Source organism: Flammeovirga yaeyamensis (assembly GCF_018736045.1).
Lineage (GTDB): Bacteria > Bacteroidota > Bacteroidia > Cytophagales > Flammeovirgaceae > Flammeovirga > Flammeovirga yaeyamensis.
Genome location: NZ_CP076132.1, coordinates 4,129,015 through 4,145,106 on the forward strand (window position 1 = coordinate 4,129,015; position 16,092 = coordinate 4,145,106).

Sequence of the window (16,092 nt, forward strand, 5' to 3'; positions counted from 1 at the left end):
TTATTGATAATTCTCTGAAGCGTTAAAACCAAACAAAACACCTTCGTTTACTTTGTTGATCATTAGTTTTGCCCCACCAACAAATGAAGGAGGAAGTGAATACACATAACTAAGCACATAGTATTGCACTAAGGTTTTATTTTCTTCTATTTCATAATAAAAAGTGATTTGCCTTGTAAGGTAAGTCGTCTTTTGCATCATTACACGATCAAAATTAAAACCTACTTTCACTACAGTTTCCGTAGGCTTAATTGTTTTATTATCCCACGTAATTTCCCCCAATGTAGAAATCATGCTTTTCACATGAGGTTGATCTACTTCATCATCAGCAGAAAACACATCTACTATAAACTCGTACGTTGGGTTAAATTTGCTTCCTTCTGCCTCAAATAATTTATCTATTTTAGATACAGAATAACCCTCAATACTTTTTTTCTGAAAACCTTCTGATAACAATTGTTCCTTAGTAAAAACAGGTCGTGAAAGCATTGCCGTACCTCTTGACATCAAAAGATAAAACTCTCCTTTTTTATCCTCCTTATTATGCAAAGCATCGTAGATCCATTGATCATTATTGAAATCTTTCTCTTTTGGAAATATAGGTTTTGTTGAAGGATCGTAACAGACATTATAAATCTGAACTTTATGATCAGATACTTTTTCTTGATCGATAATGTATTTCGAACTTTCCTCTTGATCTAAAGAAAATTGGGCTTGTACAAAAAAAGGAAAAAGTAAGATTAGGGTTAAAAAAGGCTTTTTGATGTTCATGTTAGTCAATGCTTTTCATAATAAATAATATTGTTCTTACTACGTAAGTTACAATAAATGCCACTAACATACCTTGATAAAAGTAAGACATTTTAGGCTCTTCTTGAATTACGTACATCACCCCTAAAAAAACAGGGATATAGCCAATAACAAAAAATGTAAAGAACTTTAATTCTCTAAAAACAATTGACCAATTCATTTCTTTTTACGTTTTCTATTTGAAGATTTTTTAGAAGTAGATGACTTAGAAGGTGTTTCTTCTGATTTGTCTGTAGCTTTTTTCGAAAATTGGATTCCTAAAAAACAAGCACCTGATAACATAAACAACCAATAACTGGCCAAGATACCATGGTGAAAAGTTTCATTTACCCCAATAATGAAAAAGGCAGCACCAAGTGCTACCAATATCGTTTTTTTCATGTTTTAAAGATTACTCTACGTACACTGAACCAGTCACTTGAAGAATTTCGTAATTCTCCGGATCGTTTTGGTTTGCACGCATACCTTTACCCGTTACAATTTCATATTCGGTAGTAATTTTCACATTATCATCTGTAAAAATATCACCTGTTTCCTTATTGAAGTGTAACGTATCTGTTTCTAATTTTTGTCCTTTTTTATAATCTTCCAATACCACATTAGAATAAACTGTATACATGGTACTGTCAGCTGTATAGATAGCACTATCGGCAATTAAGTGAGATGATTCTTCACTAGATTCTTGATCATAAGTAACAATATCAATCCCCTCTGGATACCTCTCGTTACCGTTTTTGTAACGCATCTGTACTTTTGCTTTCAATTTATTTTTCGGCACTGCATCCTCGGTATGCATTGTTTCAATATTAAAAGCAGTATAATCTGGAGTATCCACTCCTAAAGCTATTTGTCTTGCTTCTTTCTTAGTTCTTGTTTTTTTACCACAAGAGAATAATGCTGCTGAAGCAATTAATAATATAAATATTTTCTTAATCATTGTTTGTCTTGTTGTTATGTGAAAACACTTGACACTACAAAAATATACATTAGATTGATCTTTGTAGTGAGATTAACAGTATTTTAGTTTTTATCACCTAATTTCTTCGATCTATAGTACGTATTTCTGTTTTGTTATCAACTGAAGAAACCAATATGAATTGTTGTAACTCAGGTTTATAGATAATCTCTACCTCCTTATCATTTGATATTGGAGAAGAGATAAACGGTTGACCATTAGAATAGAATAGGTAGGCCTTTTGTTCTTTCGGGAAAGTAATGACAACGATTTCGGCATCTACACCAAAATCAAAATATTGACCAATCACTAAAGAGTTTTCTTTAAACTGTTTGGTAAAAAGTTGCTGTCCCCCGCTGTTCATCACCTGTAAATGTCCATATCTTTGGTTCAAAATCAGATAATTTCTATTTCTAGCTTCATCAATCAACAATTGGAACCTTCTATTCGATGCTCTATCACCAAGCATTTCATTTTTCAATACCTCTCCTTCTGCGTTCAACTCTACAATCTGACCAATTTTAGAAATAAAGGCAATTTTGGTATCTCCTAGTGTAGCATCTTCCTCAACGAATAACTTAGGCGATACTTTCTTTTTGAACAATTTAGGGAAACCTTTCATGTAATTTCCTTTATGGTCAAACAGAATTAATTTACCTTCACTAGAAAGTGTAATGACGTATTTTTTAGCATTGGACTCGAAGACAAATGGAGGCATACATAATCTATGTAACGTATTCACAGGTTGCCATTTTCCTTTTAATTGACCATCCAAATCAATACCATATATATTACCTAATGTGTCTACAGCTAATACGACACCTTCTGTATTTTGATAGAATTCTTTACTACCATCGGCATGCCATGGCAACCATTTTAAATATTCTATCTGAGAAACATCTGGAAGTTGTACTGGAAAATCATTAAAATATTGTGCCTCTCTATTGAGGTGTAATACTTTATTGTTCTGACTAACAAAAAGTGATGCTTTATGTTCAGTATCCCAAATCAATTCTGGTTTAGAAGATAGTAAAGAATCAAATTCTTGATAAAAAACCGTATCTCCTGTAAAGTTATAGGCCTCTAAAATGTTTTCTTTATCAATCAAAGCAAACCCTTCCGGGTTACCCATTTCATTATTAAATAAGAATGGTGGATATTTTAAATCAACACCAGTTTCTCTAGAGAATAATAATTCTGTACTTTTTGTTTTTCCTTCTTTTAGGTCACCACTAAACAATGCTGTCCACTCAAACTCTTTGTTGTTATATGACCACACCTGAAAGTTCAAGCTCAATAATAATTGTCTATAACGGGTAAGATATTTCTGGTAGGGTTTCGAAAAGCTATTCATCATAGAAGACCAAGAAGCAGTGGTGTTCATCACAAAAGAGGCTTTCGATTGCAAGCTATTCAGCTTTGTCACCAATTCCTGAAATCTTTTTTGCTTCGACCATCTTCTTTTAATCAACCAATCATTAAGCCACTTCGAAAGTATAGGAAGATCAGTAGCAACTACTAAAAATTTATCTACTCTTACTAAATAGGTGGCCTCGCTGTTAGCGTCAAACTTTTGGCCGAACACCATACCTGTAAGGTTATTTACTTTTAATCGAAGAATAGAAAAACCATTTCGGCCAATGATCTCTGCTTTTTGTTGATTGGATTTTTCATAAGCCCTTTTCAAATCAATTAAATCTTTATCGATACCGATTTGATCATTCACTTGAAAAAAATAAATATTACTCCAATCCCTTCCTGTTACTGAAGGTACAATTGCTTTTACAAAATCCCCTTTTAAATGATGCGTAATCAGCGTAGGATCTATGCCATTAGTATCAAATAGTTTATTTTTTTGCTGAAGAAAAGTTGGATTGTTTTTGATAGAATAAGCTTGAGATGATTTAATAAATCCGTCTACATCGTTCACATTCCATCTTTCATAAAAGGCTATATCGTCCGTCATTAATCTATGCGCCAAATCTTTTGATGAACTCAGTGTCTGATCGACATAAGACAAGAAACTATTTGGATCTAGTGTATTATGGGCTTTAATAGAAACTTCATTTTTCTTTTCAGTACATTCGAATAATTTTAAACCAAAAGTATAATCCATCAAGCTTGGAAAAGGATGAGTCACCCCTAAATTATTCATACTCTCAAACCAATCCACAACTGCATTAGAACGAATCCAAACATTCACCCCGTCTGCTAAAGATGTATTGTATTCCTTAAAATTTTGATTTAGGGTTTGAAAATAATATTCGTCATAAAAACGCTCACCATCATTTCTAATAGCTTCTTCTATCCATAAAGCATCAGTAGAGGCTACAATAAAATTCCTGATTTTGGCGACAGATAATAATGATCCATTCAATTCGAATTCTTGTACTTCAACACCTTTGTATTTTCTGTTAAAGCGTTTATTAGGTAAACTCTTTAATTGCTGAAAATAGTCGATATAAAAACGTTCTTCTGTTGGGATATAAAATGACCAAGAAGTGGGTTGACTACCCGTCGAATTTAGGGAAAAATAGACATTCCCTTTCACTCCTAAAGTAGGGTTTTGAACGGCAGAATCGAGAAGAATTAAAAACTTTGAGAGTACTTTATCAGATTGTTTTCCGCCTCCGAGGCCCTTTACAGCATTAAAAAAAGAAGATGAATCTTTTACAGATAGAAGTTCTGAAGGGTGTTCCACTTCTACCAAAGCAATAGCTTCACTTGCTACCACATGCCAAATGTCTGTTTCGTAGGAGGATTTCCTGGTATTATCAATAAAATAGAACCCAATAAATATAAATACTAGGGCTATTAATTGAGTGAATAAAAGCTTTTGATTGTCGTTTAATTTAGGCAAGGGAAAATGTGTTTATTATCCTTTACTTTTAATGTTCATCTGATCTAATAACTCTTCTAAAATACGGTTATATAAAGCATCAGATGCAGTACGTTTCGTTACTGCTTTACTTGCATGCACAACAGTACTATGATCTCTACCACCAAACTGATTACCAATAGATTTTAATGGTTCTTTAGTGTATTCTTTAGAGAAATACATGGCTATTTGTCTTGCTTGAGCAATATCTTTCTTTCTTGTTTTCGATTTTAGTTCGTCAACTGAAATACCAAAATACTCTGCTACAATTTGTTGGATAAACTCAATGGTAATTTCTTTCTCTGTATTTCTGACGATATTCAACAAAGCATTTTTAGCCATGTCCAAATCTACCTGCTTTTGCATCAAGGATGCATTGGCTACTAGAGAAACTAACGTTCCTTCTAACTCTCTGATATTAGAGTCGATATTGTAAGCTAAATATTCAACAACATCATCAGGAACCATCACTCCCTCAGACATCAATTTTTGTTTTACAATCGCTACACGAGTTTCAAAATCTGGCTTTTGAATATCTGCAGTTAATCCCCACTTAAATCTTGACAATAAACGATCTGTTAAGCCTTCCAAGCTTCTTGGAGGACGATCGGAAGTCATGATTATCTGTTTACCATTTTGATGCAAACGGTTAAATATGTGGAAGAAATTTTCCTGAGTTTTTTCCTTTTTAGCAAGGAACTGTATATCATCTACAATAAGTACATCTACTTGTAAGTAGTAGTTGGTAAACTGCTGTACATTATTGTTCTTTAATGCTTCAATAAATTGAGTAGTGAACTGTTCAGACGACACATACAAAACGAATTTTGATGGGTCACTGTACTTCACTTCATTACCTACTGCTTGTGCTAAGTGTGTTTTACCAAGACCAACACCTCCATAAACTACTAATGGATTAAATGCGGTAGCTCCTGGCTTTTTAGCAATAGCGATACCCGCAGATCTTGCCAAACGGTTACAATCTCCTTCAATAAAGGTCTCGAAAGTATAAGTAGGATTTAAATAAGATTCTCTATATGTACTTTCTTGTGCATTAGGGACTCTAAAGTGATCTACAAAACCATCCATGTTTCCACCCTGAGGAGGAGTTTGAGGACGATGTTGGTGTTGTTGCTGCTGCTCTTCCATCATTCTGTTTTGCTGAGAATTACGGTATTGAGGCATAGCATTATTACCACTTTTTCTATACTGAGGAGGATTTTGATAGCTATTTGATTGCGTTCCCCCTAAAGATTCCCTCTTATTTGGTTGTTGAGGATTTTGACTTTGTGGATTATTCTGAGGTGATGGATTTTGCGCCTGTTCACCCCAAAGGTTGTTTCCAATATTGTTTGGAGGAGGCGTTCCATATGAAGAGTTACCTTGATTAGAATTATAGAAATTATTTCCATCAGGGTAACCTTGCATATCGTTATTAGATGCAGGGTTTTGAGAAGGTGTATTAAATCCTTCATTCTGCATATAATTTGATCTATTTTTTTCTAGATTCTCCTTCGCATATGGGTTTGGATTTGCAGGTCTTTGTTGCTGTTGCTGCTGTTGTGGATTAAATCCACCACCTTGCATTCCCCCTTGAGAAGGATTCTGATTGGTATTTTCTTGATATGGAGAATTGAAATTCCCTTGATTAGGAGTTCTTCCTTGTTGTTGTTGTGGCGAATTAAATTGTTGAGGATTGTACCCTGAATTTTGATTCATATTTCCATATGATGAAGATTGATCAAAATTCTGTTGCTGTTGTGGAGCCTGTTGGCCTCTTTGTAATGTAAATGGAGCATTTTTAGGTCTACGAGTCATCATCATAGAGTACTCCAATTTACCTTGTGGTCCTAAAACAGCACTAATTGCTTTTTTAAGAACGTGTACATAATATTCTTCAAGCCATTCATAGAAAAAAGGACTTGGAACAGCAATGGTTAAGACATTATTCTCCAATTTAACGGGTTTAATAGGTATAAACCACGTATGAAAACTCTGTGCAGAGATTTCATCTTTAATAATATCTAGGCAACTTCGCCAAACTGCAACACCATCATTTCCCATGTGTAAAATCCTCCTCTTGTTAGGCTCAAAATATTAATGAAACAATATGCTAAAATAATGCTTTTACTCTAATAGTTCTAAAGTTATAAACAATAATTAGATAAAAATTAAAGTATTGACACTAAATAATGAACACAATAATTCCTTGATTGATGACAATTTAAATATTGGATATAAAAAAGCCCAAATCTTTTTAAAAGATTTGGGCTTATATTTCTTGTCATCTAATAGACTATTCCGCTGAAGGAACAACTGAGATGAAAGATCTTCCCAATCTTGACTTTTTGAACTCTACAGTTCCGTCAACTAGTGAGAACAATGTGTGATCTTTACCCATACCTACGTTTTGACCTGGGTGGTGCTTAGTACCACGTTGTCTAACTAGGATGTTACCAGCTTTTGCAAACTGACCTCCGAAAATTTTCACACCAAGTCGTTTACTTTCCGACTCTCTACCGTTTCTTGAGCTACCCGCTCCTTTCTTGTGTGCCATGTTTTTTTATCGTTAGGAATTTCGGTTCCAAATAAATTAGTTAGAGATACCTTCGATAAGGACTTTTGTGAAATGTTGTCTATGACCGTTTTTCACTCTGTATCCTTTTCTTCTCTTTTTCTTGAAGACGATTACTTTTTCGCCTTTCACGTGACCAAGTACTTTACCTGTCACTTTAGCACCTTCTACAGTTGGTGCTCCTACTGATACATTATCAGCGTTATCAACAAGAAGAACCTTTTCAAATTCTACCGCAGCACCCTCTTCTTGATCAAGTTTGTGCGTGTAGATGTATTTATTTTCTTCAACTTTGAATTGCTGACCTGCTATTTCTACAATTGCGTACATTATGTCTTCGATTATAATTTCCCTCGAAATGCCTGCAAATGTAACTCTATTTTTTCGGATAGACAAACATTTTATGATTAAAACATTGAAGATTAATCCTTAAAGAATTTAAATACTCCTTATTTGGGCGAAAATCAATGATTGCATACATTAAATAATTCTAAAGAATAAAAATATTCGCTTAAAAGTGAATGAATACTTCTGTAATACACACGTAGTTACTAATCTTAGAAAATTACAATAAAAAGTCTTTCGTAAAAGAGTCTTTCTTCCATTTTTTATTTCGTATTTTTGTGTTATCCTAATTTTATTAAATAAATCAGAACTCACTAACACAATTTATAGTATATATAATAAAGGGCCTTTTATTTAAAAAATAAGAGGACTTACATAGCACAACATATTAGTACTTATGAAAGAGATTAATAAGGAGAAAAAACAGGACATTAAAGATATATTTAAAGATACTAGCTCGGTTGAAACAAAGAATAAAAAGAAGTTCCAACTTATCCGAAGAGATAATTTCGGTAATGTTATATTTTTAAAGAGAATGCTCATTGGCACTTTAGCGGCCTTAACCTATCCCCGATTAAAGTTGCATAACAACTTACAAGTTGAGGGAATGGAGAAGTTAAAAGACCTTCCAAAAAATAATGTTCTATTTGTTTCCAACCACCAAACATATTACACTGACGTTATTTCTTTTTATCACATTTTCGCAAGTGCTAAATGGGGATTTAAAAAAGGAGTTGCTCCTTTACCTATATATATGTTAAACCCAAGGGTGAATACTTATTATGTAGCAGCTGAAGAAACGATGAAACAAAGTGGTATAATACCTAAAATATTTTCATTGGCGGGAGCTGTTACGGTAAAGCGTTCTTGGAGAGCACAGGGTAAAGATGTAAAAAGAGGTGCCGATATTAATGCTCCTTTAAAAATTAAAAAAGCATTGGATCAAGGTTGGTTAGTTACTTTCCCTCAAGGTACAACAAGTCCTTATGCTCCAGTGAGAAAAGGAACGGGTAACATAATTAAAAGTTACAACCCAATTGTTGTTCCTATTGTTATTGATGGTTTTAGAAGAGCTTTCGATAAAAAAGGATTGTTATTTAAGAAAAGAGGTACCAAACTTAAAGTACAAATTAAAGACCCAATCCAATTCTCTGCGGACGCAAGTGTTGATGAGATTGTCACTAAGATTACAAATGAAATTGGTCAAAATCCAGATGATAAGCCTAATTTTAGCTAACTATCTGAAAAACGACAATTTATAATTTAAATTAAAACGGATTATTTTGGAATTATTCAAGTAATCCGTTTTTTTGTTATATGATTTGTAACAGATTAATATTTTGACTCTTTGCCATTTTCAAATATTTTTTTGCACTCAATCTATTTTTATGAAATAACAATAACTTTCTGACGTTACTTATATAGCTGATTCAGCGATACCTATCATAATCATGAAAAAAATTACCTTATTACTATTAAGTATATTTTTTGTACTTATTACGTATACTGACTCTCTTGCAACATTTACCCCTCCATTTTGGGATGGAGTTTTGTTAGCTAACAAATCTGATGATCAGATCTCTGCCTTTGTAGATAAAACTGAACAAATTAATGAATTAGTCATTATTGCTAATATTAATGGAAAAACCATTAAGCATCCAGTCAAAGATTTTGGAAGGATGTTAAAGGTAAATGTTCAGCCCAATTCTAAAGTCACTGGCTTCATTATGGTGAAGAAACTAGGATTCGTTGTTGCTTCTGTAAAAGTACACGACATCATTTCTTCTAATCAGCATTACCTTTTAGCAAGAAGTGCTGTGATGAAAAATATGGACCAACAAATCGGTTATCAGTTTACTTCCAAAACGTATACTTCTGCTCCTTCGAAGGCTGCTATTACTTCAAACAAACAAAAACACGATGATGTTTTAGATGCCGGACAGGTAGGTGCTGGATTTGTTTTAAAAGAAAACAGAAAAAACAAAAGACATAGAGGGGAAGCTACTCTAGAAGAACTACCAACAACTGAGGAATACAAAGAAGAAAAGGTTGAAGTAGTAGCCACAAGAGGGCCTGCCAAAATCAGAAAAGCTTCGAGTTTAGCTCATTTTGAAAAAGTAATCTATAACTCCCTATTCCCTAAATATATTAAAGGAAAGAAAAAAGAACCCACACGTCAAGGTGTTTCTGTTAAAAAAGATGCTCTAAGTTTTGACTCTGATTACCATGTAGTGAAAGATCATGATAGCTGGCTATACTTAGAACACAAAAGAAAGAGTTCAGAAATGGCTTTTGATGGAGAATATTTATTTGAAATAAATACAGATTATTTTGATATACAATATAAAAATGAAGAAGAAGTGTTGTCTTTCTTAGATAAACACTACATCTCCATGAAACCTCATAACAAGAAATTATTAGGTTTTTATTATAGAGGTCATGAAATCATCGCTTTAAAATCTTATCAACCGTATTATGTTCAAATGACTAATCAGAATTTAATGAAAGTAAAAACAGGTGGCAAAACATATACTTTCTACTCTGATAAAAAATACCTTGTAGTGAAAGAAAACGGTAAGATTCTACATAAACTGAGTAAAGACATTCTTAAAATTGATTCCCAATTTTATTACAACAATTAATTAATATTGTGTAATTACTGTCTTTTTTATATAAAATATATTAAATTTAATGACTACCTTTGTTAGTCGTAACTTGATATTACTCCACAATTACTCAATATTTAATAATTTCATTGTATAATGAATTCCAAAAAATCTACTTTTTTCTTAGGTCTATTTTTATTAGTACTGTTTGGATTCGCACCAACCTCTGACTGGGACGGAGTGCTGTTAATTACCAAAAAAGATAATAAATTTTATGCATTTGTAGACCAAGTATCTTCTACAGAAGAGCTACAAATCATATCTTATTTAGACGACAAAAGAACATCTACACCTATCAATTCTAAAGGTGATGTTGCTGAACTTCCAATGACAGAGAATAGCAAAGGATATGTTGCTGTAAAAAAAGGCAATCAGATTGTCTCATCTGTTTTGATCAACCAAATTCGTTACTCTGACAATGACTATTTTGAAGAAAGAGTAGCAAAAGCAGGTGGTAGTTTAGCTGCTGCAACCGTTGCGTCTTCAACTCAAACAAAAGAAGAAGAACCGGTCGTTAAAGATAACCAACCTATTACTCCTCCTGCAGAAGTAGAAGAAAAAGATTCTGTTGAAGTGGTAACAGTAGTTAAAGAAACAGAAGAAGAAGAGGAAATCGAAATAGATATTCCTGAAGAAGAAGCAGCCTCTAGTACATTTGAAATGTCAGTTTATGAAGAGTTTTTAGTGTACAACCACTATAAACACAGCATGAAAAATGTCGACGAAATCAAATCAAGAGACGATCTTACTCCTGAAATTATCGAAGAAGCTAAATATTTAGAAGGCGAATTCGAGGTATTAAATGATTATTACTCTTGGCTTCACCTTAAAGACAAAGAAAAAGGAGATGAATGGGCTTTCGATGGCGAATACCTTTTCAAAATTATCCCGAAATACTTTGTCCTAAAAGATACTGAGAAATACGAACTTAAAGTATTTAGAGACGAACACGATGTTAGAGTAAAACCTCACAACAAAAAATGGGTGGGCATCTACTTTAGAGATCACTTATTATCTGAATTCAAATCAGAAGATGGTTACACTTTCAAAAAGGTAGATAACAATAACTTCAACATCAATATCATGAAACATGAGTATAAAGTAAATTGCTCACCGGATCATGTAACTATAAGAAAAGATGGTAAAGTTATAGAACACTTCAACACAGAATCTCTTAAAGAGGAACCTGTACCAGTGTTTGACTAACCAACCAACCAAAAAATCCACTTCAATTATGAAGTGGATTTTTTTTATAATCTATTTTCTAAAACCAATAACTAATAATGTTTTTCCAATTCTTTTTTGATTTAAAAAAATAATGTATACATTTACATACCGACCAGTTGGTTTGTTATCAAAAAGAAAATGGAGAAAGACACTAAATCACATATTATCGAGGTAGGTATTCGGCTTTTTCAAGAAAAAGGCATGAATAGAGTTTCTTTAAATCAGGTGATCAAGGAAACTGAATTATCTAAAGGAGCATTTTACCATCACTTTAAAAACAAGGAAGAATTGATTGTTGCTTGTGTGATGGCTTTTTGGGATAATCTATCGAAGGAATTTTTAAGTATTCCATATCAAGAATTATCCTTTAGAGAATTGCTTGATTTATTGCTACAACAATATCATATGATATTGAATTCCATGGAAACCAACGGAGAGAATGCATTTGAATTCTATATGAATATTCTCTTCTACATCAAAAACGATAATAAGCTATTAGATATGAGTAAGGGGTATTTTACTCAATACAATCAAATCCTTTCCCACTGCTTATTAGAAGATCAGAAAAAAGGAATTATCAGAGAGGACGTGGATATTCAAACTACTGCACAACATGTATCTATAGCTTCAGAAGGTTTTGCTTTAATGGCCTTTTCAAAGATCTACGATGATCCTATTCCTGTAATCGAAAAAATTTACCATCAGATATATAATTCAATTAAAAAGTAAAATGAAAAAATACATTGCACTAAGCTTCGCTTTATTAGCGTGTATCTCTACGACATTTGCACAAGATGCGAAAGAGATAATAACAAAAATGTTAGACCAACAAAGAGGAAAAAGTAGCTACGTAAATATGACAATGAAAGTGGTCAGGCCTACTTGGACTAGATCGATGGAAATGAAATCATGGTCTAAAGACACAGATAAGTACTTTTTAATTTTGATTACCTCACCAGCAAAAGACAAAGGTTCTGCTTCTTTAAAAAGGCAAAAAGAAATGTGGAGTTGGACACCTAGTATTGAAAGAACTATCAAAATATCTCCTTCAATGATGAGTCAGTCTTGGATGGGTTCTGATTTTACTAACGACGATTTAATGAAAGGTTCTTCGGTGGTAAACGATTACACTCAGAAGCTTTTAGGAAAGGAAACGGTCAATGGTGTCGAATGCTATAAAATAGAACTGATTCCTCATGAAGATGCAGCAGTAGTGTGGGGAAAAGTAGTGACTTGGGTATCTACAGATGGACATTACAACCAAATGAAAGTTGAGAATTATGATGAAGATATGTACTTGGTTAATACTATGAATAATTCTGAATTAAAAGAAATTGGTGGACGTTATATGCCTACTCGTATGGAGATGATTCCTGCAGATGAGGAAGGCAAAAAGACCATTATGATCTATCATGATGCAAAATTTAATCAGAAGATATCAGAAAGCTTCTTTACACAACAGAATATGAAAAAAGTTAGATAATCTCTCCTATGCTTATAACTAAGATTGCATGGCGAAATCTATGGCGAAATAAAAGAAGAACAATTACCAGTATCTCTTCTATCTTCTTCGCTGTGATTTTAGCCATCCTGATGAGATCTCTTCAAGAGGGTTCTTATCAGCAAATGATTGATACTGCGGCCCGATTTTACATGGGCTATGGACAAATCCATATGAAAGGATACTGGGAAGATAAATCAATTAATAACCTAATTGAAGACAAAGCCGACATCAGAAAAACTGTTCTTGAAAACCCTAATGTCACTGAGGTTTTTGGTAGATTAGAGACCTATGCAATGGCAGCGACAGATTCTATGACCAAAGGTGTAATGGTGGTTGGAACTGAACCTAAAGGGGAAAATCAGCTTTGTAATTTATCGTCAAAAGTAATTGAAGGTGAGTACTTATCTGATGATTCTAAGGCGATACTAATTGGAGAAGGATTGGCCAAATACTTACAGCTTCATGTAAATGACACTATCGCTTTATTAGGACAAGGATACCATGGAGCAAGTGCTGCCGAGTTGTTTCATATTGGAGGAATTATCAAACATCCCAATCCTCAAATGAATAATCAGGTAATTTATATGACACTACCTACAGTTCAGCATTTTGTATCGGCCGATAATATGATCAATACCTACATACTAAATATTAATAATGACATTGATCAAACGGTAGTGGATATCAGAAATACAATATCAAAAGAGGATTACGAAGTGATGAGCTGGTCGGAACTCTCTCCAGAAATGGTTAACCTGATAGAAACAGATAGAGCCGGTGGAAAATTAATGATTGGTATACTTTACGTCGTTATTGCCTTTGGGATCTTTAGTACCATACTCATGATGACTATTGAGAGAGTGAGAGAATTTGGTATTCTTACTGCAGTAGGAATGGAAAGATTCAAGATATATAAAATGCTAGTCACCGAAGCATTAATGATTGGGGGTATTGGTATTGCCGTCTCCTATCTGATAGGTTATCCAATTTTATTGTACATGGAAAGTCACCCAATTTATCTTTCTGGAGCACAAGCTAAAGCAATGGAAGATATGGGTATGGAAGCAGTCCTTCAATTTACAGCAAACATTGATATCATTTTACCTCAAGCAATAAATATGTTTGTCATCATGATATTGTGTACGCTTTATCCTATTTACCATGTATCTAAGCTTAAAACTGTAGAAGCTATCCACTCTTAAGGTTTAATGATTATGATGATAACAAAAATATCCTGGAGAAACGTTTGGAGAAACAAACTCCGAAGCGGTATACTGATTGCATCCATTGCGATAGGCCTTTTAGGGGGAATCTTTACGATGGCTGCAATCAATGGAATGATGGAATCCAAAGTAGAAGAAACTTTGGTAACAGAGCTGGCAAATGCTCAAATTCATAAAAAGGGATTTGAGGTCACCAATAACTTTTCAGATTCAATTCCTCAGTTTAAAGCTATCTTAAACAAACTAGATAGTGATAGCATCCTTAAAATCAACTCTCCAAGAGTGGTGATTAACGGTATGGGAAGTTCTGCAAACGATAGTCAAGGTCTTAAAATTATTGGCATTGATCCTGATAAAGAACGTAAGGTAACGGACATCGAAAAGTTCTTTAAAGAAGGTGATTATTTCGAAGGTAAAAGAAAAAATCAGATTGTAATTGGTGCTTCTTTGGCGAAAAAACTAAAGGTGAAAATCAGATCGAAGATTGTGATTGCTTATATGGGTCCTAACAAGGAAATGATCAATACAGCTTATAGAGTGGTGGGTATTTTCTCTACCTCTTCCCCAGAATTTGATAAATCTGTCGCATTCGTGAGAAACAAAGACATATGGAGAAATACAGGTGAGGAATTTATTCATGAGATCGCTTTTGCCTCAGAAGATGGAGGTACTTTCCCTGAAAAAATTACCAAAAGAATTCAATCCACGATCAACGAGGATGGGTTAAACGTTCAAACTTGGAAACAAATTGCTCCTGAGTTGGCGACCATTGCAGAGTCTGGAAACACCCAGAGTTATATTATCCTTGGTATTATCCTTTTTGCTTTAGGTTTTGGTATTCTTAATTCGATGACCATGGCCATTTTCGAAAGGTCGAGAGAACTAGGTGTATTAATGGCCGTAGGTTTAAACCGTTCAAAAGTCTTCCTCATGATTGTACTGGAAACGATTTACCTATCTATGATTGGTGCAGCTATCGGAGGTGTTTTAGTCACTGTATTAATCAATTACTTTGGGGAACACGGATTAAAATATGCCGAAAGTAGTATGGGTGGTTTCAGTAACATCCTCTACCCTAACCTACCACTAGAATCATTTATTCCTTTATTCTTTATGGTATTGCTTACCGCAATTGTTTCTGCATTACCTCCTGCATTTAGAGCAATAAGGCTGAACCCTGCCGAAGCAGTTCGCTACAAAGGTTAAATGAAACCCATCACCATTAAATTTTAGAAAAATGATTGAAATTAAAGATATAGTTAAAACATATAACGAAAATACAGTTCCGGTTCACGCATTAAATCATGTCAACCTAAGAATTGAAGAAGGTGAATTTACAGCTGTAGTTGGACCTTCAGGATGTGGGAAAACCACTTTCTTAAATATTCTTGGAGGATTGGATACACCCACTTCTGGTAATATATTAATTGATGGCACCAACTTACACGATCGTTCTTCTGCAGATATGATTACCTATAGGAGAGATCATATTGGTTTTGTCTTCCAAGATTATTCCTTGATGCCGGTGCTAACCGCAAAAGAAAATGTAGAGTTCATTATGGAACTTCAGGGACGACCTAAAGAAGAAAGAGCAGCTCGTTCTAAAGAATTATTAGAGGCTGTAGGCATAGGAGATAAAGGTGATCAATTCCCAACGAAATTATCCGGTGGGCAACAGCAAAGAGTAGCGGTGGCTAGAGCATTAGCATCAAAGCCTAATCTAATTCTCGCCGATGAACCTACAGCCAATTTGGATTCTAAATCCACGGCCGATCTACTAGACATCATGCGCTCTTTAAATGAGAAAGAGAATATCACTTTTGTTATTGCCACTCATGATCAACGTGTAATGGACCGAGCAAAAAGAGTGATCACCTTTGAGGATGGTAAGATTATCGACATGAAATAA

The 16,092-nt window shown here is 33.9% G+C and carries 15 protein-coding genes and 2 pseudogenes; 8 read left to right on the forward strand and 9 right to left on the reverse strand.

Annotated elements, in window-relative coordinates; genetic code table 11:
- The 9 genes and pseudogenes from KMW28_RS16255 to rplU form a co-directional block, all read right to left on the reverse strand.
- Positions 1-771: a hypothetical protein gene (locus tag KMW28_RS16255; protein WP_169662733.1), complete on the reverse strand. Its 771-nt coding sequence runs from the start codon at positions 769-771 to the stop codon at positions 1-3.
- 1 nt (position 772) lies between these two features.
- Entirely contained in the window at positions 773-970 is a 198-nt protein-coding gene (locus KMW28_RS16260) for a hypothetical protein (protein WP_066204482.1), read from the reverse strand.
- Complete coding sequence (locus KMW28_RS16265) at positions 967-1,191, reverse strand: hypothetical protein (RefSeq protein ID WP_158297492.1); 225 nt, start codon at positions 1,189-1,191, stop codon at positions 967-969. The genes KMW28_RS16260 and KMW28_RS16265 overlap by 4 nt, the downstream gene beginning before the upstream one ends.
- Before the next feature lie 10 nt (positions 1,192-1,201).
- Positions 1,202-1,747, reverse strand: coding sequence for an LPS export ABC transporter periplasmic protein LptC (lptC, locus tag KMW28_RS16270; protein WP_169662734.1), 546 nt, complete (start codon positions 1,745-1,747; stop codon positions 1,202-1,204).
- 97 nt (positions 1,748-1,844) lie between these two features.
- Positions 1,845-4,625 carry a hypothetical protein gene (locus KMW28_RS16275; RefSeq protein ID WP_169662735.1) on the reverse strand — a complete coding sequence of 927 codons (2,781 nt, stop codon included), beginning with the start codon at positions 4,623-4,625 and terminating at the stop codon, positions 1,845-1,847.
- 15 nt (positions 4,626-4,640) lie between these two features.
- Positions 4,641-5,759, reverse strand: a pseudogene (dnaA, locus tag KMW28_RS28700) (chromosomal replication initiator protein DnaA); the annotation flags it as partial.
- Positions 5,760-6,515: 756 nt separating this feature from the next.
- A pseudogene (locus KMW28_RS28520) lies at positions 6,516-6,707 on the reverse strand (DnaA N-terminal domain-containing protein); the annotation flags it as partial.
- A gap of 232 nt (positions 6,708-6,939) precedes the next feature.
- Entirely contained in the window at positions 6,940-7,200 is a 261-nt protein-coding gene (gene rpmA, locus KMW28_RS16290) for a 50S ribosomal protein L27 (protein WP_066212902.1), read from the reverse strand.
- A gap of 36 nt (positions 7,201-7,236) precedes the next feature.
- Positions 7,237-7,548, reverse strand: coding sequence for a 50S ribosomal protein L21 (gene rplU / locus KMW28_RS16295; RefSeq protein WP_066212899.1), 312 nt, complete (start codon positions 7,546-7,548; stop codon positions 7,237-7,239).
- Between the two features lie 412 nt (positions 7,549-7,960).
- On the opposite strand from rplU, the gene KMW28_RS16300 reads away from it, so the two are divergent.
- The 8 genes from KMW28_RS16300 (at position 7,961) to KMW28_RS16335 (ending at position 16,092) form a co-directional block, all read left to right on the forward strand.
- Complete coding sequence (locus KMW28_RS16300; protein ID WP_084005994.1) at positions 7,961-8,800, forward strand: lysophospholipid acyltransferase family protein; 840 nt, start codon at positions 7,961-7,963, stop codon at positions 8,798-8,800.
- Positions 8,801-9,014: 214 nt separating this feature from the next.
- Positions 9,015-10,205, forward strand: a complete 1,191-nt coding sequence (locus KMW28_RS16305) for a hypothetical protein (protein ID WP_169662736.1) — start codon at positions 9,015-9,017, stop codon at positions 10,203-10,205.
- A 120-nt stretch (positions 10,206-10,325) separates the two neighbouring features.
- On the forward strand, positions 10,326-11,435 hold the full coding sequence (locus KMW28_RS16310) for a hypothetical protein (protein WP_169662737.1): 1,110 nt from the start codon (positions 10,326-10,328) through the stop codon (positions 11,433-11,435).
- A gap of 159 nt (positions 11,436-11,594) precedes the next feature.
- Complete coding sequence (locus KMW28_RS16315) at positions 11,595-12,185, forward strand: TetR/AcrR family transcriptional regulator (protein WP_169662738.1); 591 nt, start codon at positions 11,595-11,597, stop codon at positions 12,183-12,185.
- 1 nt (position 12,186) lies between these two features.
- Positions 12,187-12,939: an outer membrane lipoprotein-sorting protein gene (locus KMW28_RS16320; protein ID WP_169662739.1), complete on the forward strand. Its 753-nt coding sequence runs from the start codon at positions 12,187-12,189 to the stop codon at positions 12,937-12,939.
- 8 nt (positions 12,940-12,947) lie between these two features.
- Positions 12,948-14,162 (forward strand): ABC transporter permease, encoded by a 1,215-nt coding sequence (locus KMW28_RS16325; RefSeq protein WP_169662740.1) that lies wholly within the window; start codon positions 12,948-12,950, stop codon positions 14,160-14,162.
- Positions 14,163-14,174: 12 nt separating this feature from the next.
- Positions 14,175-15,389 carry an ABC transporter permease gene (locus KMW28_RS16330; RefSeq protein ID WP_169662741.1) on the forward strand — a complete coding sequence of 405 codons (1,215 nt, stop codon included), beginning with the start codon at positions 14,175-14,177 and terminating at the stop codon, positions 15,387-15,389.
- 31 nt (positions 15,390-15,420) lie between these two features.
- A complete protein-coding gene (locus KMW28_RS16335) occupies positions 15,421-16,092 on the forward strand; it encodes an ABC transporter ATP-binding protein (protein ID WP_169662742.1) in 672 nt (223 codons plus the stop codon).

Coding starts and splice junctions, on each gene's coding strand:
- KMW28_RS16330 (WP_169662741.1), top strand. CDS start 14,175: ATGATGATAACAAAAATATCCTGGAGAAACGTTTGGAGAAACAAACTC.
- KMW28_RS16255 (WP_169662733.1), bottom strand. CDS start 771: ATGAACATCAAAAAGCCTTTTTTAACCCTAATCTTACTTTTTCCTTTT.
- rpmA (WP_066212902.1), bottom strand. CDS start 7,200: ATGGCACACAAGAAAGGAGCGGGTAGCTCAAGAAACGGTAGAGAGTCG.
- KMW28_RS16300 (WP_084005994.1), top strand. CDS start 7,961: ATGAAAGAGATTAATAAGGAGAAAAAACAGGACATTAAAGATATATTT.
- rplU (WP_066212899.1), bottom strand. CDS start 7,548: ATGTACGCAATTGTAGAAATAGCAGGTCAGCAATTCAAAGTTGAAGAA.
- KMW28_RS16260 (WP_066204482.1), bottom strand. CDS start 970: ATGAATTGGTCAATTGTTTTTAGAGAATTAAAGTTCTTTACATTTTTT.
- KMW28_RS16265 (WP_158297492.1), bottom strand. CDS start 1,191: ATGAAAAAAACGATATTGGTAGCACTTGGTGCTGCCTTTTTCATTATT.
- KMW28_RS16310 (WP_169662737.1), top strand. CDS start 10,326: ATGAATTCCAAAAAATCTACTTTTTTCTTAGGTCTATTTTTATTAGTA.
- KMW28_RS16305 (WP_169662736.1), top strand. CDS start 9,015: ATGAAAAAAATTACCTTATTACTATTAAGTATATTTTTTGTACTTATT.
- KMW28_RS16335 (WP_169662742.1), top strand. CDS start 15,421: ATGATTGAAATTAAAGATATAGTTAAAACATATAACGAAAATACAGTT.
- KMW28_RS16320 (WP_169662739.1), top strand. CDS start 12,187: ATGAAAAAATACATTGCACTAAGCTTCGCTTTATTAGCGTGTATCTCT.
- KMW28_RS16325 (WP_169662740.1), top strand. CDS start 12,948: ATGCTTATAACTAAGATTGCATGGCGAAATCTATGGCGAAATAAAAGA.
- lptC (WP_169662734.1), bottom strand. CDS start 1,747: ATGATTAAGAAAATATTTATATTATTAATTGCTTCAGCAGCATTATTC.
- KMW28_RS16315 (WP_169662738.1), top strand. CDS start 11,595: ATGGAGAAAGACACTAAATCACATATTATCGAGGTAGGTATTCGGCTT.